We start from the raw sequence: 21799 nt of genomic DNA on the forward strand, positions 1-21799 counted from the left end.
CTCCGACTCACAAATTCCGATCGACCAATGAAGCGATTATCGAGTTGTTGTTTCCTTCTCAACTCGTGCCATCATCTCAGCAAAGTGGGTGGCTCGGTTACCATTCCCCAAATGCTTGTGCATGGAGGCCAGGTTCCCGTAAGGCACGGTTAAGGCGGCCAAATCAAGCGTTCCGACTTGAACAGCCTGCTGCATCAAATCGGCACCGGCCTGAGTCAATTCAACCGCTTTCTCTCGTTCACCCACGGTCCAGTAGGATACGCCCATGCTGACAAACAGATCGCCAAAACTGCTACTATCGACCAGGTTCGATAGCGACTCATCAGAGAACATTGGCTTCGCACGCTCATACCAACTCACGGCTTCCCGATGGTCGTCACGCGTCGTTGCATACAACGAGCCAACCAAGAAGTACAGCTGACCCTCCATCATTTCATCAAACAACGAAGGCTGACGCTCTGCCTGTTGACTGTTCAGCAAAGCGACTGCGTTGCTCGCGTAATTCATTGCTTCCTCAGCACGACCACGTCGCTGCTCAACGACCGCCGCATACAACAAGGCTTCTGAGAGTTCTCGCTCGATACGTGCCTGATAAAGTTTGTCGTCGGCAGAAGCGATCAATCGCTTGCCTTCCCTCAATGCCTCTTCCGTCGCGACCGAAGCATTAAAACTTCCATCCAACACCGAGTAGATAGCCAAAGTCGTTCGATAGATTTCCATCCGAATCGTCTCATCACCCCCATCTTGAGAGATATAGTCCTCACCAATCTGGGCAGCACGAGTCAACCATTTGGGTACAACTTCGGACTGACGCTGAAAATTACCAAGAGCCACGTCTTGAGCGACCGCAAGGTGGGCATCAACCAACACATCCTTCGCCATTCGACGCATGGACTCTGTGTCATCATTCACATGCTTCACTGCCAGATCGATCGCTTTAAGATGATGCGCCATCGCATCCTCAAAGGTTGGATCAGGCCCGGAGGTAAGCAAATTACCAATTTGGTATTCGGCTCTTGCTCGCACAATTGTGCTCACATCAGGATCGTCAATGACTGCCTGTGTGTCGCTCACACCCGACTCCAACTGTCCGTCAGCCGCGTTCAGTCGAGCCAATGTCAATCGATAAAGAGGATTCGTCGGATCCAATCGCAATGCGGATTGGCAATTTTCGATCGCATCCTTGCTTCGTCCAACGCGTGAAAGTAACTCAGCTCTCAACCAAAATGCGTGATCATCCTGATCATCCAACTCGGTCGCTGCCTCAAGATCCGCCAAACTGTCAGCGATCTGATGTTTTTCGTCGCTCTCGGCTCGCATGCGAAACATCTCGCCCTGAATCGGGCCGAGTGAAATCTGAGCCACGAGACGGCTCTCCGCTGAATCGGCCAAAGTCAGCAATACGCCTCGCTCTGGAAAACCATGCGCGAGTGGCGTGCCTGCATCGTCAGATATTTCAACGGGCTGGAGATCCACCAAATCCAACTGTTCGTGAATCTCGTCACTTTCCGTCGGCTTCGCAAGATGGACCAAAATCGACTGGACCAACAGTCCGTCGGCATCGGCATACACGTCAATCTGCCGGAAGCCGGGAAAGGCGTAAACCAGCACGTCACCTTCTTCCGAATCAATGTATTTCCCCGGCTCACCCCAGCTGTCCCGTAGCACCTCCACGGTGGTTGTGCCCGGCTCGATTTGGTTGAAACGGAGAGGCTCGTAGCCATGACTATTCGATGGAGAAGGTGCACTTAACGGCTCAGCCTTCGCAGTTCGAAATGAAAGAAACGGATCGATCGACTCAAGCTCTGATCCTTGGAGCTCATCGGATTCCAGCTCCTTCGATACGACAGCATCAGCGTTGGCCGCAGCTTCCTCGCTCTCGATCGTTCTTGCTACCCCATCAGCTGTATCTTCCTCAACGACCGTTTTCGGACCGTCCGTCGAAGGAACTACTGGCTCCTTTGCCTTGACGTGGCTCTCTGTCTTCTTAACGATTTCTTCTTTGGCCGGAGACTCTTCCTTGGCCGGAGACTCTTCCTTGGCCGGAGACTCTTCTTTGGCCGGAGACTCTTCTTTGGCCGGAGATTCTTCCTTGGCCGGAGATTCTACGTTCGGTGGCACAAATGGCTCTGTCGTCGGCACCAGTTCGGCCGCCGCGGAACCATCCGAATGGCCAGGCGAAATCTCGCGGAACTGCGCAGATGCCGTTGGCACCCACGAAACTACAAGAGTCAAGGACAGGACCTGAATGATCGTTCGCGAATGACTGGGACAACGCATAACACCTCTCCTTCGATTCAACGCGATCCAGACGACGGTGTATCAAGAACACCGGCGGACCCTCCGCGTCGCAAAATCCGTTATGTCAACTCAGATCGGAAAATCCGCACCGTGAGTACAGTTTGTTAGGTCAGATTCTTTGTATCGGCACCGCATCAGCCATTTGCTAGCGAGGTCCGGCGAAGCTAGGCAAAGTAGCAAGACCTCTCCTTGCGTTGGTTCAATGGTTGGATGAATCGATTGCGAGTCGCAAAAGTTGGCAGCAGAAAATGACAAAACAGAGAACGCCGAATCTGTTCGGACGATCGACCCACTCGCCTTTTCGCCCACTAAGAATCGAAGATTGGCGCGACATCCACAAGACGTGCGAGAGACTGATTGGCCGCCTCGAATTCACCATCTTCCATGGCTAAGGAGATCCGATCCAGTTCGGCATATTGCCGTTCGGTAAAGGGCACGGCAGCTCCTGACGGGGGGGATTGAGGCACAAGCCGAGAGCCGATTTCGCCAAGTAAATGCTCCACTCCCTCACCGGTCAAAGCACTGGTCAGAATTGAATCGGCCGGAATCGGTAGGGCCATAGACGGCTGTTGATCAATCTTATTGAAGACGGAGAGCACCTTGGTTAGGTCACCCAGCTGTTCGCGGGGTAGTTGCGGCGATGCCGCATCGAGTACCTGCACGATTAGATCGGCATCCCTCAAGCAGTCAACCGACTGCTGCACTCCTGCGGCTTCGACTGGCTCATCCGTTTGACGTATTCCGGCCGTATCGGCAAACTCGACGAGCCAACCGTCGATGACGGTCTGAGCGGTCACCACATCGCGAGTGGTGCCTGGCTGGTCGTAGACGATAGCTCGTTGAAATCCAACAAGCGAGTTAATCAGACTGCTTTTTCCGACATTCGGCGCGCCGGCCAGAACCACTCGCCATGGTTTTGTAAGATGTAACCCGAGCGAACGAAATCCTCCCAAAATAGTCACCTGCCTCCGCGCCTCGGCAACATTTCCATCTGCAAGCGATTGTTGGATCTCCTGAAACGCACGGTGCAATGCGCCACGATGCTGATCGAGTAAAATTGTGGCGACGGTTGCTGTGCGTGCATCCGCAAGCGCTACAACGCACTCCCGCTGGATTGAATCGGCTCCTGCGAGCAACGCCCATTCCACCAGCTGACAACCCGCCGATTGCAAGCCGCTTACGATCGAATCAGCAGCAGCCTGACCTCCATGACAATTCAATTCGACCGCATCATCGGAAGTTCGACAGAGGACCACTCCCTCTTTTGAATTTTCACGGGCAGACCAAGCCCCATAGACGATACGATTCAGGGGCAAATCACGCAGTTGCTTAGATCCGCACGGTTCAAAATGCCTTTCGAGGCTTGTAATCGCAATCGGACCGCGAACAAGAATCGTGGCAATTGCCGCTCGTCCCGCAGGGGTCAAACGAGTCACAAAGGTGGGTGCACCACTCATGCGAAACTCGTTTGAGAGCGAGCCGCGAGAGCAATGCCCGACAGAACAAGATGCGGCATGTATTGAGCATTAGGGGCCAGATGAGGCGCGAGTCGACGCATGTCGCCACCGGTCAAAAAGATCTCGCTAGCGGAACCGACGTGTACCTGCATGCGTTCAACAATTTCACGAATGCTACCGACCGCACCCCAGAAGACACCACTGCGAATGGCAGAATCGGTAGCCGCTCCCACTACCTCGGGTGGGTCATCCATCCGGTAGGTACTGATCACTGGCAACAAGTCGGTGCCTGATGACAAGGCGAGGGCTGAAGCCTGTTGACCCGCGAGAATCGCTCCACCCAAGAAGCAACCTGCCGCAGAAATCAAATCCACCGTGATAGCGGAACCGGCGTCGACAACAATTGCCGAACTTTCTGACGACTTGGCCCATCGTGCTGCCACCGCGTTCGCTAATCGATCCTGACCAACGCGATCAGGATGATCCACCTGAATAGGGATTTGAAAATCGCTGTGCTGCAGTTGATGCACTCGACGAATCGACGGAATAGTACGCATCCAGTCGACAATCTCTTCGGCCGCCTGCCGATAAACGCTCGCCATGCAGCAAGTGAACGGATCAGCGGGCAACCAAGCACGCAGTTCATCAAAATTAGGAGACCTCGCATCCAGTCGAATCACATCGATCGGGAACGGAGAGGACGGATGATCCGCACCGTGAAAACGTCCCACCTTGATGGCAGTATTACCGACATCAATGGCCAGCAACGAAGATTCAGACGAACAGTTCATGAATTACCCGCGAGGTATCATGTGACTCGAATTTCAACCTTCTTTATCATCACTTTCTGATAGCTCATCCAGATGAGCTGTAATCGTGTGAATCAGTTGATGCAGATTTTGTCCGGTAACCGCCGAAATGAGAAGTACCGGTACGTCGAGTTCGGACTTGAATTGAGCGTGGATTTCCGTGGCCTCCGGCAACTCGGCCTTCGTCAACGCCACCACCTCAGCACGATTTGCTAACTGGGAATCATAGGCTGCCAATTCAGCACGAATCGCATGATAGTTTTCCATCGGGTCAGTCCCATCCATCGGTGTGGGCTCAACCAAGTGCACAAGCACACGGGTGCGTTCCACATGACGTAGGAACTCATGCCCCAGACCAACACCTTGATGGGCCCCATCTATCAGCCCAGGAATATCCGCCATAATGAACGATCGATCGAGGTCGATCTTCACCCGACCTAGGTTTGGCGTTTTGGTCGTGAACGGATAATCTGCAATCTCCGGTCTGGCATGAGACAATCGGCTAAGAAGAGTGCTCTTGCCTGCGTTCGGGCGCCCGATCAGGCCGACGTCCGCAATGGTCTTAAGCTCCAAAAGCAATCGGCGAGATTCACCCGATTCCCCCGAAGTATGCATTCTGGGAGCGCGATTGGTGGAACTCTTAAAGTGCGTGTTCCCCTTGCCACCACGACCCCCTTGGGCGGCAGTCACCCGATCACCCTCCTTGGCCAGATCCTTGATCACAAATCCATTCTTGGCATCGACCACAACCGTACCCGGGGGGACAGGAACAAGCAGATCCTCACCACTCCTCCCCTGACGATTGCTGCCCTCGCCGTGGCGACCTCGCTTAGCTTTCCAGAGCTTGCGGTGCGCCACAGATGATAATTGATTGACACCGGTCTGTGCTTCCAGAATCACGCTGCCGCCATCGCCGCCATCACCCCCGTCCGGACCTCCTCGCGGGACAAATCGCTCGCGTCGGAAACTGCAGCATCCGCTACCACCATCACCCGCCTGCACGTCGATTTGAACGCGATCAACAAACACGACTCGATCCCCTACGCTCGACCGCTCGCTTCTATCCGCGAGTGCCCTATGAAAATCTGTGTACAAACAAAAAACGCGACCCTGAAGGCGGGGTCGCGATGATGATGGACTCTTTGGACCAGAGGTCAGGCCGCGGGAACAACGTTAATGCGGCGCCCTTTGCGGTCAAAATTAACAACCCCATCCACCAAAGCGAACAGCGTGTAATCCTTCCCTTGGCCAACGTTTGAGCCTGGGTGAAAGCGGTTGCCTACTTGCCGGACCAGAATATTTCCAGCTCGTACGCTCTCACCGCCATATTTTTTAACTCCGCGTCGTTGCGCGTTGGAGTCACGTCCATTACGACTGGATCCTTGACCCTTCTTATGTGCCATGGCAATCGCTCCTTAGAAACCGGATCGGCGAATCCCTATTTCTACCGGTAGACCCACTGGTAATCAACCCGTTCTTTCAGGCCATAGAGCTTAAGAATATCGTCTTCGGTCTTGCCAGCGGGTACTTGAGACTGATTCGGCACCCCAAAACGGAACTCGCTCTCCGTCGGATTGATCGCGTCGCCCGGTCGCCAAAAGTTGAGCTGCAGCGTCTTAAACAGGAATCTACGGCCCGTTCCAGGCGAATCTCCGGCCTTGAAGCCATCGGCCGGATCCTGCCATTGATAGGCATTGGTCAGCCCTCGTACGTAAATCGAAAAGAAATCGCTGCGAGGATCGACATTCACCCACGTCGCGACTCCCCAAACGCTTTTATCCTCAAGCTCGCTGCTAATCGGAATGTTCACATCGCTGATCGATACTGAGTTGTAGAGCTTTCTATTCGGATCTTCCCGCTGGCGAATCGCAGCCACCGCAGTTGGCATCACTTTATCCAAATAAACCCGATCGACGTCGTGACACTGCAGCAAGAAATTGGGGAAAAATCGGATCGTGTGATCCACCGGCTCGACCGCATAGGTGTTCCGACCCGACTCATCCGGCACGGGTGACGGACTCAGATGCTTCCCATTGTTCCGGACGTTGTAGACCAAATACCAAACCGTCTGCGGCTTCACCGTGCCATCTGGCTGTTCGAGATCGACCTGAATCATACTGAGCGGTTTGAAGCTGAACTCAAGTGCCCAAATATTACGACGAAAAATGGTCGTTTTGACGCGGGCCAGCAATGTTTCACTCTCGGCAGAGAGGTTCGGTTGCCAACTGAGTTGCGGAGCACCTACCGACAGCTCTACGATTTCTCGTGGCCCGCTGAAAGTTTCGTCATCCTGGACCTCGGAAGGGATCGTGGTCATCACGCCCGGCGCCAACTTGCGCGTCCCTGTCTTTGCCGCTCGCCGTTGGGCAGGAGCAAAGTCGACATCCACCACGAAAACCATCACGGCAGGAAGGAAGAGAGCGATAAAGAATCGAGTGTTAAGCATTGCAAGCATGAGTAAAAAAACGTCGAGCAAGGAGGAACTAAAGAGGGAATAGCGACTGCTAGACGCATATCGACGGATCCAACTAACAGTATAGCTGGCCTGCGCAAACTGGGTCAAATTCCAATTCAGCCGGAATCCAATTTATTCGCACGCACGAAACTTCCAAACGAGCTCATGATCAACCGCTGCTTGTTTCATTTGCTTAGCCGAACTGTATTTTGTTGCGGGTATTCGAAGCGCAGGAACCGCAAGGGTGATTTCCACCACCGTCAGAGGCCAGGGAACAATGGAGTAAACCGACTCATCTGTTTGTACGAGCTCCAGGTCGGGTCCTGAGGGTTGCGACAATTGAACTGCCATCCGATTCAAACAAAGCAGTAAGCTCAGCTTGTCGAAGAATTGCAGATAATCCACCGCCAAATCAGCCAGCGCTCGATCCGGTTCAGCCTTGCCCCGCTCGAATGTCCATCGCCGCAGCCAACGCTCGGATTCGGCTTCAAACCGCTCCACAAACTTGCAGGTCGAATCACTGGTGTCTTCCGGAGTAAAGAGTTGCCTCATCCGCAAGAAATGCTGAGCCACAATGTAAGCCGTCAGCGGCCCCATCGCGGCTGCTGACAGAATGGATTCCGTCCAGATGGCATTGCTTTCTGCGATCGCCATTTCATTGAACGCTCGCGGTGCCCCCGATTCGGGGTCTCCGTTCGACTGCAGATCGCATTCGCGCCAACCATCGTCGTGATGCAGGATTGCCGCGAGCAAGGCCTCCCGATCCTGCCAGCTTCCAAAATCGACCATGGCCTGCCAGCATGCGGCGAACCCGGCTGACAAACGTGCGTGATCCACTTGGTGGATCAAAAGCCAGTCAGAGCCGTCAGCGGTCGAACGGCGAATCATGGTTCAGCCCGGTTCGCAGAAGGTTTATCACAAAAATTCGAACACGAAGTCGGGAGGATCAAGCTTGACCGCTTCGGCTTCAGTTCACCACGACCGATGACCCTCTGGCGATCACCGAACCGTTTCGTCTAAGGCTGCCGTCGCATCATGGTCAAATTCTTCTTGGGGAAGATCCAGGAATCGAATGCTACTGGTCAAGGCAAGATCTTCGCCGCCAAATTGCTCGACATCCGTCGCACCCATCGTAAAAACGCAAGAAACTCGACGACCATCCGTGTGAGTCACATGATAGTAAATCCACAAGATGGGTGCCTGATCGACAGTCCCCGCCGCAACCACCCGGAGTATCTTCTGCCCTTTTTTGTTCGTCGATTTTTTGGCATCAACAATCTGTGTCACTGAATCACCCAAAACCATGCTGATATCTTGCTGAAACTTATGCATCGTCAGCGGCTTTTTCTTGCTGACCGGTGGCAAGGCGCTGATGTTACATTGGGCCAGCATGCGGCCATCGTCCACACATCGAAACACCGTAATCGTCGGACTCTCGGAAAAAACGTGCCAGCGGCGGTTATGAAGGACCGCATAACCAGCCTCATCGTTGACATGCTCAAGCAAGCCGCCTTGAACGCCATGCCGCAGATCGAAAGCTGCGATGGCCTGATCATGGAGATGTTTCGGCTGCTTAACAGGTCCGCGCACCATTCGCAGACGGGCCTTAACGTTGAGACCTGGCGTTGAGGCACCAATTTCGCGCTGTTCCTCAATCGTGATCGCAACCCAGTTGATCAAAGCAGATTGAACATCGAAGTTGTACTTGCCCGTGAGTTTGACCTCGGTGACAACTCCTTTGACGGTGCCGATTATACTCCCCTCAAGGGTCATATAAGCGGTGCCATCCTCAAGCTTTACCAGCTCGCTTTGTACAGCGTTGACGGTCACCGCATCCAGATTGAAAAGTAGAGCCAACAGGGTGTCGTCATGCTTCCACGTGTCGTTCAGCTCCTGTTCGGATTGAGGCAGCAGCCGTTCGATCAAACTACTCAAACCCGGAAATTCAATCAGTTCCAGTTCCTGTCGGCTGAGTGCGCCCGTTGGACAAACAAACATATCTTCGAGTTCGTTCGGATCGACCACGATCCATCGTGACGCGTCCCGCAGCTGCGAAGAATTGCCGCGACCATCCACCTGGAAATCGGATTTGGCCTCCTCGAAGTAGCGAACACTCCGGCCCGTCTGTTGATCGAGCACTCGTTCCTCGTAGAGAAAATTACCAATCGCCTTCAACGGATGTTCTTTTGGCTTGTTCTTCCCGCCACGCTGGGAAAAAAGCCGGCCAGACACTTCGTAAGCAACTTTCACCTGTCGAGTTCCCCTCGCCGCTGACGGCGTAAGGTCAACGCTATCTGGCGCTGCCTGAAGGGAAACGCTCGAAAGGAGTACCAACCCGCCAATAACTCGGGAAAGATACGAACACAAAGTTCTGGAAAATCTATGAAACATCAGTCCACCTCCGGGCCGTCTGGGCGTTTTCGTTCCTCATAGAGATAGATCGACTGACCCGTGGGGCGAACTTTGGCGTCAAGTGTCCAATACATGCGCGTCAGTTATCTTCGTCGACATCCGCGAAACGAGGGTTGGGTTGACTCTGGGGATCCGCTTGCTACGGAATAATCCGACCACCCAAAAAAGAACCTAAGTCATTACTAAAAAATGACTTAACGAGTGCTGTCCCAAATCGATTCGGGCAAAACCGCGAACATTCCCCGATCATTTGCGACTGTTTGCACGTAAACCGCTATAAAGAAGTTGTTATCGGAAATCACTTGGCTCTTGACCATTTGTTTTGCAAGATTCGCAGGCTTTTCGGCAACTTGGATACACTCGACTGCAACATTCGGCCTCATTGGACGAATAGCTGGTCGGGACGAGCGGCTTGGGGAACAACCGCCAGTCCATTTTTCGGATTATTTGTCGGGCGATGGGAATCGCATGGAACACCGACTCGAATCCGCAAACGGAGAGAACGAGGTGGGTGATGCATTCGGAATATCGAAATCAAATCCTGAAGCAATTGCGCGATCAACAGGTCCGGTACGCACCGCGCGATAAGAAGCTGGAGCAGGTCAGCAATGCTGAGGCCCTTCTCCACGAGGTTTCTGGGGACAAAACCTATCCCTACGAATTCCTCTGCTATCGTATCACGGGCTATCGTCCCGAATCGTCCCCACATTTGACCGTGGCAGGCGAAGAGCTCGGACACGACTTGAGACTCTTCATCGAAGATGTCTCGGACGCTGCGGATGTGAACGTTCAAGAAGCGGGACAACCCGTCTATACGGTCGAAGATTTGAGCAAGCTGTTCAACGTTTCCACCAAGACAATCTCGCGATGGCGTCAACAAGGGTTGGTCAGTCGTCGCTTTTTGTTCAACGGTCGTAAACGAGTCGGTTTTTTGCAGCAGAGCGTTGATCGGTTCGTCACCAACAATCGCGAGCGAGTGAAACGGGGAGAACGCTTCAGTCAATTGACGAGTCAGGAGCGTGGCGAGATTGTTCAGCGGGCACGACGACTCGCCAGAGCCGGTGGAACACCTTCCGAAGTCACCCGTCGCATCGCGAAACAGATGAATCGGAGTATCGAAACAATTCGCTACACGCTGAAACATTTCGACAGCAAGCACCCTGAACTGGCAATTTTCCCCGATCGCACGGGGCCACTCACGGTGGAAGCAAAGGAAGCGATTTATCGTCAGTACCGTCGCGGCACCACCGTTGACGAGCTGGCCAAACGCCACTGCCGTACCAAGACCAGCATTTACCGAGTGGTCAACGAGATGCGGGCCGAGCGGATCATGGAGCTCCCACTCGATTTCATCGGTAACGAATGCTTTGAACAACGTCATGCGGAAAAAGTCATCCTGACACCGATGCCTGAGAGTGACAAAAAGGCACGAGCGGCTCGCTCGCCAAGTGGTTTACCTCCTTACCTGGCGTCCCTGTATGACGTCCCGCTGCTGAATCGAGAGCAAGAAGGACATCTATTCAGAAAACTTAACTTCCTCAAGTTCAAGGCAGCTCAACTGCGAGAATCGATTGACTTGGTCAACGCAAAGAGCACGGTCATGGACGAAATCGAAAAGCTGTATGACCAGGCGGTCGACGTGAAAAACCAGATCGTGCAAGCGAACCTGCGGCTGGTCGTTTCGATTGCCAAGCGACACGTAACCCAATCCGAGGAGTTTTTCGGGCTGGTCAGTGATGGAAACATGTCCCTGATTCGTGCCGCGGAAAAGTTCGACTACGCTCGAGGCAACAAGTTCAGCACCTACGCCAGTTGGGCCATTATGAAGAACTTTGCTCGCACAATCCCGCAGGAATTCAAGCAGCGTGATCGATTCCGCACCAGTAGCGAAGAAATGTTCGTTTCCACGGAAGATTTCCGAAAGGGCCTCTACGAGCAAGAGAGTGCTCAACAGTTACGTGAGTCCCAAGTGGACCAAATCCTGTCGAGTCTTGATGATCGTGAACAAAAGATCATCATCAGCCGATTTGGCTTGGACCACAAAAATGAGCCTCAAACCCTCAAAGAGGTCGGAGCTCAAATGGGTGTCACAAAGGAGCGAATTCGTCAGATCGAAGCCAGAGCCCTCACCAAGCTCCGCTTGGCGGCTCAGGAGGAAAAGATCGAAATTCCCGAGTAACTGACACAAGGGCCGACAACAACCGGTCGATGATGAGAGGCGTTCGTGGATTCACGGACGCCTTTTTTTGCCCATGCGAGCCGTCGACGAGCCACCGCAAACCCACCGCAAACCCACCGCAAACCACGATCCGCACAATCCACCAAGCCTCGCCATTCCCAAAGAACACACCCAGCCACCAAGGGGCTCCAAAAATCATTTTGCGAACTTCCACAGTTGGGCTAGCGGAACACGCCATGATTTTCTACTATTCCGTATTGCACCGTGCGCCAAGGTCAGTATAGTGACTGGTTTTCATGGAACTTGAACTCAGCGCTAGCGTAGCTCAATTGGCAGAGCAGCTGATTTGTAATCAGCAGGTTGTGGGTTCAAGTCCCTCCGCTAGCTCTCGGGATAAACTCCGAAGCGATCGGAAAGAAAGGGTAACGGGCCTTCGTTCCGTTGAGATAAAAGGATTGCGAGCACATCCGGCGGCGGCCAACGGGGGGTTTCCCGAGCGGTCAAAGGGGTCAGACTGTAAATCTGATGGCAATGCCTTCGCAGGTTCGAATCCTGCACCCCCCATTAACCAAGAAATGGGGCGGCCAAAGTCGATAAATGGGTTCGAACTGGAGGGTCTATTTAATTCCGGATATTTTTGCTTGCTGCGGGTGTAGCTCAACGGTAGAGCCATAGCCTTCCAAGCTAAAGACGAGGGTTCGACTCCCTTCACCCGCTTTTTGCGGCACTCAGTTTTGAATAGTCGGTAAATCGTGGTAAATGCGAGAATCAGACAGGTTTTCAAAACCGCAGAGCCACTAGAGAGAAACGAGAGCTGCAAGCATGACGGATAATTTTGGAGCCGGTCCAACGGCAGTCCTGAGGAACCAAAAACCTTCGCTGCTGTAGCTCAGTTGGTAGAGCGCGTCCTTGGTAAGGACGAGGTCACGGGTCCGAGTCCCGTCAGCAGCTCTGAATTTTTTTATACGGTAATCGTGGTGTGTGGCCCCGATTCGTAGTCAGCTTTGCACTGGTAATTGTTAGGTAGAGAGCATGGCCAAGGAGACATTTGAACGCACAAAACCGCATGTAAACGTAGGCACCATCGGCCACATTGACCACGGTAAGACGACGCTGACCGGTGCTATTCTTGCGGTTCAAGCAGCGAAGGGATTGGCTGAACACAAGTCGTACGCGGAGATCGCCAAAGGCGGTACGGTTCGTGACGAGACGAAGACAGTAACGATTGCTGTCGCCCACGTTGAATACGAGACGGCGGAGCGCCATTACGCGCATATCGACTGTCCCGGCCATGCCGACTTTATCAAGAACATGATCACCGGTGCCGCCCAAATGGACGGTGCCATCCTGGTCGTGTCGGCTGCCGACGGTCCAATGCCGCAAACGAAAGAGCATGTCCTACTGGCTCGTCAGGTTGACGTGCCTGCAATCGTGGTTTTCCTCAACAAAATCGACTTGGTCGACGACGAAGAGTTGCTCGATCTGGTTGAATTGGAAGTTCGCGAATTGCTGTCCAAGTACGACTTCCCCGGCGACGACATTCCGGTGGTTCGTGGATCCGCTCTGCCTGCTTACCAAGAACCGGCGGACGACACAAAGAACGCCTGCATCGGCGCTTTGATGGACGCTATCGACGCCTATATCCCACAGCCCGCGCGAGAAGAAGATCGTCCATTCCTCATGGCGATCGAAGACGTCTTCTCGATCGAAGGTCGCGGAACGGTTGCCACCGGTCGTATTGAACGGGGCGTAATCAAAGTCGGCGAAGAAGTAGAAATCGTCGGCCTGTCGAGCGAACCGACAAAAACCACCTGCACAGGCGTGGAAATGTTCCGCAAACTACTGGACGAAGGTCGCGCTGGCGACAACGTCGGTTGCCTGCTGCGTGGCGTGAAACGTGACGATATCGAGCGTGGCCAAGTTTTGGCAAAGCCCGGTTCAATCACGCCTCACACCAAGTTCGAGGCCGAAGTGTACTGCCTGTCGAAAGATGAAGGCGGCCGTCATACGCCGTTTTTCAGCGGTTATCGACCGCAGTTCTACTTCCGAACGACGGATGTTACCGGCACGGCAGACTTGGTAGGTGCAGAAATGTGCATGCCAGGCGACAACGTCCGTGTCACAGTCGAATTGCACAAGGCGATCGCCATGGATGACGGCGTCCGCTTTGCCATCCGCGAGGGTGGTCGAACCGTGGGTTCCGGAGTTGTTACCAAGATTATTGAGTAGATCGAACCGAGATATAGGGGCGTAGCTCAATTGGCAGAGCACCGGTCTCCAAAACCGGGGGTTGCGAGTTCGACTCCCGCCGCCCCTGCCACACAGGATCATCGTACCGAGAGGCGACCAAAAAACGCCTCTCGGTACGACTGTTTTCGGACGCAGAGAAAAATGTTACGCTAGGTGGAATCGCGACACTCGAATAAGGCGTCCCGTCGAGTTGTCCCACCTGTTATTTAGTTTGTCAGCGTGTTGCATCGCATTCCTCCTGCCGTCGGTTGGATCGCATGGCTAAAGAAAAAAATGTCGCCGCAGTATCCTTTTTGCGGGATCTGTTCACTTTTGGTGTCTATAAGCGCAGTCAGGGCCGTGTCGTTCGGCAAGTAACACTTGCTGCAATGGGCATCACGTTCCTGGTAGGGGCCTGGCAGCTCCATCGCTTCATGGTAAATCCATCGCAGGAGTCTTGGTATGTGCATACTGGGCTGGATTACATCCTGCCAGGGTTGATCGCGATGGGCGGCTTATGGATCAGCTACCGAAGCGTGAATTACCCGAAATTTGCAGATTTCTTGATCGCAGTCGAAGCAGAAATGAGCAAAGTGTCGTGGCCAAGCAAACAGGAACTCATTCGCAGCTCCATTGTGGTCATTATCTTGATGTTCTTTCTCGCCGGCAGCCTGTTCTTCTTCGATGTAATCTGGCGTGAATTATTTAAGCTAATTGGAATTGGAATTTAGTCTTTCACCCAGCAGCACTTGGACTCCATCACGACGAGCACGTGGGCAAGACCGCGGTTTATAAGAAGACGATGAACACAAACGACCAACCCACTCAACCTGTTCCCGCCGAAGGCGACTCGAATCAAGATGATGCGGTTCGAGAAGCTGGGCCCGAGGTGTCGGACGAGATGACGGCCGCCGAAACGCTCACGCCAAGTGATAGCGATACGGACGATACGACCGCAGCCGAACAAGTCGAGGTAGAACCGGTTAAGAAAGATCGCGATCCGGACGCCCCCCTGGAAGAGTCCTCAGGAATTGATCCCGACGCCATGAAGATGGATTGGTACATCCTGAAGGTGCAAAGCAATCGGGAGAGCTCGATTTGCGATGGCCTCAAACGCAGGGTAGCTGTTGCCGGTCTGGATGATTTCTTTGGTGACATTTTGGTGCCAACCGAAGACGTCGCAGAATTCAAAAATGGCAAACGTCGTATCGTGAAGCGGAAACTGTACCCGGGCTACATTGTTGTCCATATGGCGATCAACGATGACACCTGGTTTTTAGTACGTGAAACACCCGGCATTGGCGACTTCACCGGAGCAGCCGGTAAGCCAACGCCAATGTTGAAGCACGAGGTAGAAAGGATTGTCAAATCAGTTCGGCCCACGGATGAAGCCGAACCGATCAAGACGGCAATCCCATTCAAGGTTGGCGATCGCGTGCGAATCAAGGAAGGTACCTTCGAAAACTTTGAGGGTGACGTCGACGTGATTGATGAGGCTAATGGCCGAGTCACCGTCATGATCAACATTTTTGGACGCTCGACGCCTGTCGAACTCGAACATTGGCAGATCGAGGCGGTCTAAATCCTTTCGTTAAATCCCAGCCCGTTACTCTAGTCTCGAAATATCCAGACCTGTTATGGCTAAACAACTCGTAGGCTCCGCCAAATTCCAAGTTCCGGGCGGTCAAGCAACCCCAGCACCGCCAGTCGGTACTTCCCTGGGTAAGTTTGGAATCAACCTGGGCCAATTCGTCCAACAATTCAATGATCGCACCAAGGAATATGGTGGCACACCGATTCCTGTGGTCGTCAGCGTCTACAACGATCGAAGTTTCGATTTCATTACCAAGAGCCCACCCGCGGCCGCGCTTCTCAAAAAGGCTGCAGGTATCGCCAAGGGTTCAGGGGTCCCTAACAAGGAAAAGGTAGGACAGGTCAGCCGGCCGCAGATCGACGAGATCTGTAACCAGAAGATGGCTGATCTGAACGCCAGGGATCTCGAACATGCTCGTGCGTTGATCGAGGGAACGGCCCGAAGTATGGGCATTGAAGTCATCGACGGGTAAATAGTTTCAAGGACAACGCGCATGGCAAAGCAATCCAAACGATTTCGGTCCCTGGCCGAAAAGACCAATTCCGATGAGGCACTATCGATGGACAAAGCCGTCGAAACCCTCAAAGGATTCGATAACACCAAATTTGACCAGACGGTTGAAGTTGCCATCCGCTTGGGGATCGACTCCAAGCAGGCGGATCAGCTTGTGCGTGGATCAATCGTGCTCCCGCACGGAATTGGCAAGACACAGCGTGTCGTCGTCTTTGCAAAGGGCGACCTGGCAGAAGCGGCCAAAGCCGCCGGCGCCGATGAGGTCGGTCAAGACGATTTAGCAAAACGAATCAAGGATGGTTGGCTCGAGTTCGACGCCTGCATCGCTTCGCCCGACATGATGGGGCTTGTCGGACCACTCGGTCGTGTACTCGGGCCACGCGGCCTGATGCCGTCACCACGAGCCGGTACCGTTACTGCTGACGTCGCGACGGTAGTGCAGGAATACAAGGCCGGTAAGGTCGAATTCCGTAATGACGCTTCTGGCATCGTCCACGCCGTCGTCGGAAAACTGAGCTTCGATCAGCAAAAGTTGCTGGAAAATGTCGAAGCCTTCGTCAATCACATTCAAAACCTTAAACCCGCAGCCGTCAAAGGCACTTACATGAAGGGGCTTAGCATTAGCGCAACCATGAGCCCTAGCGTGCGAATCGCGGCCTAGTTGAGCGGAGTTCGACCCCAATGAGTAAACGCATTAAAAACCTTTTAGCCGATCAATTCTCTCAGCGACTAGCGGGCGTTGACGATGCTCTGTTGGTCAATGTCGTCGGACTCGATGCCAACCAAAGTGTCGGCCTAAGACGTCAACTGCGAGAGAAGAAGATCGAGTTAATGGTCGTCAAAAACGGCCTCGCAAGACGAGCAACCGAAGGCACCTCCCTGGCACCAGCCATGGAAGGCGCACAAGGCAGCTTGGCGTTCGTCTGGGGAGCCGAAGACTTCGTGTCCTTGGTCAAGGAAGTCAACAAGCTAGACGAAGACGATGATTTCGAAGCATTTAAGACGCGTGGCGGCGTCATGGACGGCGAACAGCTCACGCCAGAGCGAGTCAAGGAAATTAGCAAATGGCCGAACCGGGCCGAACAGCTAAGCATCTTGTCGGGCCAAGTCTGCGGACCTGGCAGCGAACTCGCCGGTGCGATCGTAGGACCTGGCGGTAACATTGCCAGTCAGATTAAGCAAAAATCCGAAGAGGAAGCCGAATAGCCTGGTCACTCCGCAAACTCCGGTGACATTTTCAATAACCGTCCAATTGACCCAATCAAGCAATTTGGATGATGACAATTCAGTGGCGACCCAACGGCCACGTTTTGCACATCCGTTAAGAAAGGATCCTGTCCACTATGTCCGAAGAAACCGCAACCCTAGAAGTCTCAGCCGAAATCAAAACGATTGGCGATCAGATTGCTGACTTGACGCTTAAGCAAGCCAAAGAGTTGAGCGATTACCTAGAAAACGAGTATGACATCAAGCCCGCCGCTGGTGGAGCTATTGTCGCCATGGCACCAGGCGGTGCCGGCGGAGACGCAGGTGCTGCTGCCGAGCAGACCGAATTCGATGTCGTGCTCACTAGCTTTGGTGAAAAGAAAATCGGCGTGATCAAGGAAGTTCGTAGCATCACAGGCCTCGGCCTGAAGGAAGCTAAGGAAGTCGTCGAAAGCGTACCCAGCAAGGTCAAAGAAGGCGTCTCCAAAGAAGATGCCGAAGAGGCCAAGAAGAAGCTGGAAGAGGCCGGAGCCTCCGTCGAAATCAAATAGTTCGCGTTGTCCCATCAACCTCAAGCCGATCGTTTCCCAAAAGATGCGGTCGGCAGGTAGGATCGGCTTGATTCTCGCGTACTCGTCGCTTCGCTTGCTGTCGAAGCTGGCTTTCGCTTGTGCGGAAGCTAGCGTAGGGGAAGGTGTGCGCCGAATTCGGGCGTTTCTGCCTCACCCAGGGCTCTCTCGGATGACAGGCGGATTCGTAAAGCAACTGTTGGGTAGATCTAGATCCTTTTCAACTTGTGGAAGCAGCTGAATCTCTCAGTTCCTAAGGAGTATCTGCACGTATGGCCATTTCAGCTCAACGACGTCTCAATCACACGCAAGTTCGTCGTTTCGGTAGCGGTCGCGATCAGTACTACACATCTGATTTAACGGAAATTCAAACTCTCAGCTACGGCGATTTCTTACAGACCGAAGCCGATTCCGAAAAACGCAAGGATCAAGGAATCGAAAGCGTCTTGCGAGAAATCTTTCCAATTGAAAGTTACGACAAGCAACTGTCATTGGAATATCTCAAATATGAGCTGGGCAAACCGCGATATACTCCTGAGGAATGTCGACAACTGCGGCTGACTTATGGGCGTCCCTTTCGCGTTTGGCTTCGTCTCAACAAAGACGAACCCATTGAAGAAGAAGTCTATCTGGGTGACATGCCGATCATGCTGGGCGGTGGTGAGTTCATCATCAACGGAGCCGAGCGCGTTGTCGTTAGCCAGTTGCACCGCAGCCCTGGCGTCGACTTCGTAATGGAAGCCGATACGACCTCCGATCGTAAATTGCCAAGCTGCCGAATCATTCCGGAACGGGGCAGTTGGATCGAAGTCAACGTCACCAAGAAAGACAGCCTAACGGTTCGCATCGACCAGAGCGGCAAGTTTTCGGCCATGACGTTATTGCGAGCGATGGACCCGCGTTACGGAAACGACTCGGATCTCATTCGCGCCTTCTACGATACGAGCAGCGAAAAGATCGTTGATGGCCGAAGTGTCACCAAGATTGAAGGCAAGATTGCCGTCGATGATGTAGTTTATCCGAGCGGCAGTGACCGAGCGGGTGAGATCATCGTCGAAGCCGGTCACAAAGTGACAAAGAACGCGGCCGAGATCATCTGCACCGCCGGCGTCAAGTCGATGGAAGTGATGACACCTCCCAAAGTGCCACTGGTCTTCAGTGCCCTTGCCGATGACACGACTTCCAGTCACGAAGAGGCACTGTTGCGAATCTATCAACGGCTGCGTCCGGGCAATCCGCCTCAATTGGAAAAGGCACGGCAGCTGTTCCAAGAAAAGTTCTACGATGTCAACCGCTACCGCCTCGGCCGTGTTGGACGCTTCCGCATCAATCGCAAATTGGATTTGGGCGTCTCTGAAAAGGAAATGACACTGCGACCGGATGACATGATCGCAGCAATCGCTTACCTGCTCGATCTCGCATCGGTCGGTGGCGAATCGCAAATCGACGATATTGATCACCTCGGTAACCGTCGTTTACGCACCATCTGTGAGCTGGCCTGCGATGAACTTCGCAAAGGATTCCTGAAACTCCGCCGCACGGTGCAGGAACGGATGAGCCTGAAGGATGTCGAGGACATGACGCCTCGCAGCCTGATTAACCCGAAGAGCATCTCCGCCGCCATCGAGTACTTCTTCGGACGGGGCGAGTTATCTCAAGTCGTCGACCAGACCAATCCGCTCTCCATGCTGACCCATGAACGTCGTCTGTCAGCGTTGGGGCCAGGTGGTCTTAACCGGAAACGAGCGGGCTTCGAAGTTCGAGATGTGCATATTTCTCACTATGGACGTATTTGTCCGATTGAGACTCCGGAAGGTACGAACATCGGCTTGATCTCCAGTTTGGCGATTTACGCGGGTGTCGACGACTACGGTTTTCTCGTGACGCCTTATCGAGTCGTCAAGAAAGGAAAACTGACGGACGAAGTGATTTGGCTGCGAGCCGATGAAGAGTCCGACGCATTCGTGGCTCCCGCCGATGCGGCCGTGACTGACGGCAACCTCACGGGGACGAACATCGTTGCCCGCTACCGTTCGGACTTCCATTTGGTCAATCCAGAAGAAATCAATTACATTGACATCTCCCCCAGCCAGATGGTCGGTGTCTCCGCCGGATTGATCCCGTTCCTGGAGCACGATGACGCCAACCGCGCGTTGATGGGCTCCAACATGCAACGCCAAGCGGTCCCATTGTTGATCACCGAACCGCCGGTGGTGGCGACTGGCATGGAATTGGATGTGGCCCGCAACTCAAGCATGGTCGTGCGAGCCAAACGGGCTGGCAAGATCTCGTACGTCGATGCCAACCGCATCGAGATCGGCGGCGACAAGTACCCTCTCAAAAAGTTCCAAGGTCTGAATGAGCGGACTTCCTTGAACCAAAAACCGGTAGTCGTTCCAGAACAGAAAGTGGAAAAGGGCGAAGTGATCGCCGATGGGGCCGCCACCTTCCAAGGCGAGTTGGCCCTCGGGCGGAATGTACTCGTCGGCTTTATGTCATTCGATGGCTTCAATTTTGAAGACGCGATCATCATTAGCGAAGAACTTGTCCAACGCGATGTTTATACCTCGATTCACATCGAGGAATTCGACATCGAAATCCGCGAAACGAAGTTGGGGCGTGAAGAGTTCACCCGTGACATTCCAAATGTCAGTGAGAAAGCTCTACGCAACTTGGATGAAAGCGGGATTGTCCAAATCGGAACCTATGTTCGCCCGGGAGACATCCTAGTTGGGAAAGTCTCGCCAAAGTCAAAAACCGAACTCACGCCGGAAGAAAAACTGCTCCATGCGATCTTCGGACGGGCCGGTGAAGACGTTAAGAACGATTCGCTGGAAGTTTCATCGGGAATCGAAGGCATCGTCATCAACACGCAAAAGTTCTCGCGTCGCATGAGTCTCACCGAAGACGAACGAAAGACGTTTGAAAAAGAGCTAAAGCAGGTTGAGACGGAAGGCAACGAGGAAATCTCGAAGAGCTTTGGCGACATGGTGTCGCAAATCGAAGCGGTGATCGGACGCGCTCTGAATGATGAGGATGGTACACCGCTCATCGCCGATCAGGATGCGAAATATGTTTCCGAGCGAGCCCAACAGTTCCGCTTAAATTCCGTGACAGGTGGCCTTCGAAGTGCGGAAAAAATTTCGCAGATTGAAGCGATTTACAAAACTTGCTGGCCGAACGTGGAACAAGCACTCGATGATCGAGATCGACGCTTGAACAGCATGAAACGAGGTGACGAACTACGCAGCGGCGTACTCCAAATGGTCAAAGTGTACATCGCCACGAAACGAGTCATCTCGGTCGGGGACAAGATGGCCGGACGACATGGTAACAAGGGTGTGATCGCCAAGATCCTGCCCGTGGAAGACATGCCGTTCCTGCCGGATGGTACGCCGATCCAAATCATGCTGAACCCGCTTGGTGTCCCCAGTCGTATGAACGTCGGTCAGATCCTCGAAACCCACCTGGGCTGGGCGGGAGCGAAACTTGGCTTTCAAGCCGTGACTCCCGTTTTTGACGGAGCAACCGAAGAGGACATCAATGACGCCCTCGAAGAAGCCGGCTTGCCCCGTCATGGTAAAGCGACGCTGATCGATGGACGGACCGGTGAGCCAATGCGACAAGAAACGACCGTCGGTTACATCTATATGTTGAAACTGCATCACCTTGTCGATGAGAAGGTTCACGCTCGCAGCACGGGCCCGTATTCACTCATTACGCAACAACCACTCGGCGGAAAAGCCCGCTTCGGTGGTCAACGGTTCGGAGAGATGGAAGTCTGGGCGTTGGAAGCTTACGGAGCAGCCTACATCTTGCAGGAATTGCTCACCGTCAAGAGTGACGATGTGGAAGGCCGAACCAAGATTTATGAATCCATGGTGAAGGGCGAAAATACGCTAGAGGCTGGAACGCCCGCCAGTTTCGACGTGCTGACCAACGAAATTCGTGGTCTCGCACTGAACATGCAGTTGGAAAAACGACGCGTCTAACTCGACGTCCCATGATGACCGACCACCCGCCGTGGCCGGTCACACCAGATGCCAAAACTACATACCAACGACACCGAATTTGG

General features: G+C 53.6%; 17 protein-coding genes and 5 tRNA genes. 14 read left to right on the forward strand and 8 right to left on the reverse strand.

The features are described 5' to 3' along the window. Nucleotides 1-36: 36 nt before the first annotated feature. The 8 genes from P8N76_02565 to P8N76_02600 form a co-directional block, all read right to left on the reverse strand. Nucleotides 37-2280 (reverse strand): hypothetical protein, encoded by a 2244-nt coding sequence (locus tag P8N76_02565; GenBank protein MDG2380534.1) that lies wholly within the window; start codon nt 2278-2280, stop codon nt 37-39. 329 nt (nt 2281-2609) lie between these two features. Beyond that, nucleotides 2610-3758, reverse strand: a complete 1149-nt coding sequence (locus tag P8N76_02570) for a GTP-binding protein (GenBank protein MDG2380535.1) — start codon at nt 3756-3758, stop codon at nt 2610-2612. Then, nucleotides 3755-4549, reverse strand: coding sequence for a type III pantothenate kinase (locus P8N76_02575; protein MDG2380536.1), 795 nt, complete (start codon nt 4547-4549; stop codon nt 3755-3757). The genes P8N76_02570 and P8N76_02575 overlap by 4 nt, the downstream gene beginning before the upstream one ends. Before the next feature lie 33 nt (nt 4550-4582). Continuing rightward, nucleotides 4583-5596, reverse strand: coding sequence for a GTPase ObgE (obgE, locus tag P8N76_02580; protein MDG2380537.1), 1014 nt, complete (start codon nt 5594-5596; stop codon nt 4583-4585). Between the two features lie 125 nt (nt 5597-5721). After that, complete coding sequence (gene rpmA, locus P8N76_02585; GenBank protein ID MDG2380538.1) at nt 5722-5970, reverse strand: 50S ribosomal protein L27; 249 nt, start codon at nt 5968-5970, stop codon at nt 5722-5724. Nucleotides 5971-6011: 41 nt separating this feature from the next. After that, a complete protein-coding gene (locus P8N76_02590; GenBank protein MDG2380539.1) occupies nt 6012-7022 on the reverse strand; it encodes a hypothetical protein in 1011 nt (336 codons plus the stop codon). Between the two features lie 132 nt (nt 7023-7154). Continuing rightward, nucleotides 7155-7910: a DUF3891 family protein gene (locus tag P8N76_02595; protein MDG2380540.1), complete on the reverse strand. Its 756-nt coding sequence runs from the start codon at nt 7908-7910 to the stop codon at nt 7155-7157. Nucleotides 7911-8021: 111 nt separating this feature from the next. Further along, entirely contained in the window at nt 8022-9272 is a 1251-nt protein-coding gene (locus P8N76_02600; protein ID MDG2380541.1) for a hypothetical protein, read from the reverse strand. A 676-nt stretch (nt 9273-9948) separates the two neighbouring features. On the opposite strand from P8N76_02600, the gene P8N76_02605 reads away from it, so the two are divergent. From P8N76_02605 to rpoB, 14 genes are all read left to right on the forward strand, one after another. Beyond that, complete coding sequence (locus P8N76_02605; GenBank protein MDG2380542.1) at nt 9949-11613, forward strand: sigma-70 family RNA polymerase sigma factor; 1665 nt, start codon at nt 9949-9951, stop codon at nt 11611-11613. 314 nt (nt 11614-11927) lie between these two features. Further along, nucleotides 11928-12000: transfer RNA gene (locus P8N76_02610), tRNA-Thr, on the forward strand. 95 nt (nt 12001-12095) lie between these two features. After that, nucleotides 12096-12177 (forward strand) — tRNA-Tyr (locus P8N76_02615). Nucleotides 12178-12259: 82 nt separating this feature from the next. Further along, nucleotides 12260-12330, forward strand: a tRNA-Gly gene (locus P8N76_02620). A gap of 161 nt (nt 12331-12491) precedes the next feature. Further along, nucleotides 12492-12564: transfer RNA gene (locus P8N76_02625), tRNA-Thr, on the forward strand. Between the two features lie 81 nt (nt 12565-12645). Further along, a complete protein-coding gene (tuf, locus tag P8N76_02630) occupies nt 12646-13842 on the forward strand; it encodes an elongation factor Tu (protein ID MDG2380543.1) in 1197 nt (398 codons plus the stop codon). Between the two features lie 15 nt (nt 13843-13857). Continuing rightward, nucleotides 13858-13933, forward strand: a tRNA-Trp gene (locus tag P8N76_02635). Between the two features lie 187 nt (nt 13934-14120). Further along, nucleotides 14121-14573, forward strand: a complete 453-nt coding sequence (gene secE / locus P8N76_02640) for a preprotein translocase subunit SecE (GenBank protein MDG2380544.1) — start codon at nt 14121-14123, stop codon at nt 14571-14573. A gap of 71 nt (nt 14574-14644) precedes the next feature. Continuing rightward, on the forward strand, nt 14645-15424 hold the full coding sequence (gene nusG, locus P8N76_02645; GenBank protein MDG2380545.1) for a transcription termination/antitermination protein NusG: 780 nt from the start codon (nt 14645-14647) through the stop codon (nt 15422-15424). A 55-nt stretch (nt 15425-15479) separates the two neighbouring features. Continuing rightward, nucleotides 15480-15908, forward strand: coding sequence for a 50S ribosomal protein L11 (gene rplK, locus P8N76_02650; GenBank protein MDG2380546.1), 429 nt, complete (start codon nt 15480-15482; stop codon nt 15906-15908). Between the two features lie 21 nt (nt 15909-15929). Then, nucleotides 15930-16610, forward strand: a complete 681-nt coding sequence (gene rplA / locus P8N76_02655) for a 50S ribosomal protein L1 (GenBank protein MDG2380547.1) — start codon at nt 15930-15932, stop codon at nt 16608-16610. 20 nt (nt 16611-16630) lie between these two features. Next, nucleotides 16631-17155 carry a 50S ribosomal protein L10 gene (rplJ, locus tag P8N76_02660; protein MDG2380548.1) on the forward strand — a complete coding sequence of 175 codons (525 nt, stop codon included), beginning with the start codon at nt 16631-16633 and terminating at the stop codon, nt 17153-17155. 137 nt (nt 17156-17292) lie between these two features. Then, nucleotides 17293-17706 carry a 50S ribosomal protein L7/L12 gene (gene rplL, locus P8N76_02665; protein MDG2380549.1) on the forward strand — a complete coding sequence of 138 codons (414 nt, stop codon included), beginning with the start codon at nt 17293-17295 and terminating at the stop codon, nt 17704-17706. Nucleotides 17707-17996: 290 nt separating this feature from the next. Then, nucleotides 17997-21716 (forward strand): DNA-directed RNA polymerase subunit beta, encoded by a 3720-nt coding sequence (gene rpoB, locus P8N76_02670; protein MDG2380550.1) that lies wholly within the window; start codon nt 17997-17999, stop codon nt 21714-21716. The last annotated feature ends 83 nt before the right edge of the window (nt 21717-21799 follow it).

It is taken from the genome of Pirellulaceae bacterium (assembly GCA_029243025.1).
Classification (GTDB): Bacteria; Planctomycetota; Planctomycetia; order Pirellulales; family Pirellulaceae.

Coding starts and splice junctions, on each gene's coding strand:
- P8N76_02590 (MDG2380539.1), bottom strand. CDS start 7,022: ATGCTTGCAATGCTTAACACTCGATTCTTTATCGCTCTCTTCCTTCCT.
- P8N76_02565 (MDG2380534.1), bottom strand. CDS start 2,280: ATGCGTTGTCCCAGTCATTCGCGAACGATCATTCAGGTCCTGTCCTTG.
- rplL (MDG2380549.1), top strand. CDS start 17,293: ATGTCCGAAGAAACCGCAACCCTAGAAGTCTCAGCCGAAATCAAAACG.
- rpmA (MDG2380538.1), bottom strand. CDS start 5,970: ATGGCACATAAGAAGGGTCAAGGATCCAGTCGTAATGGACGTGACTCC.
- P8N76_02595 (MDG2380540.1), bottom strand. CDS start 7,910: ATGATTCGCCGTTCGACCGCTGACGGCTCTGACTGGCTTTTGATCCAC.
- rpoB (MDG2380550.1), top strand. CDS start 17,997: ATGGCCATTTCAGCTCAACGACGTCTCAATCACACGCAAGTTCGTCGT.
- P8N76_02575 (MDG2380536.1), bottom strand. CDS start 4,549: ATGAACTGTTCGTCTGAATCTTCGTTGCTGGCCATTGATGTCGGTAAT.
- rplK (MDG2380546.1), top strand. CDS start 15,480: ATGGCTAAACAACTCGTAGGCTCCGCCAAATTCCAAGTTCCGGGCGGT.
- rplJ (MDG2380548.1), top strand. CDS start 16,631: ATGAGTAAACGCATTAAAAACCTTTTAGCCGATCAATTCTCTCAGCGA.
- tuf (MDG2380543.1), top strand. CDS start 12,646: ATGGCCAAGGAGACATTTGAACGCACAAAACCGCATGTAAACGTAGGC.
- P8N76_02605 (MDG2380542.1), top strand. CDS start 9,949: ATGCATTCGGAATATCGAAATCAAATCCTGAAGCAATTGCGCGATCAA.
- nusG (MDG2380545.1), top strand. CDS start 14,645: ATGAACACAAACGACCAACCCACTCAACCTGTTCCCGCCGAAGGCGAC.
- rplA (MDG2380547.1), top strand. CDS start 15,930: ATGGCAAAGCAATCCAAACGATTTCGGTCCCTGGCCGAAAAGACCAAT.
- secE (MDG2380544.1), top strand. CDS start 14,121: ATGGCTAAAGAAAAAAATGTCGCCGCAGTATCCTTTTTGCGGGATCTG.
- P8N76_02570 (MDG2380535.1), bottom strand. CDS start 3,758: ATGAGTGGTGCACCCACCTTTGTGACTCGTTTGACCCCTGCGGGACGA.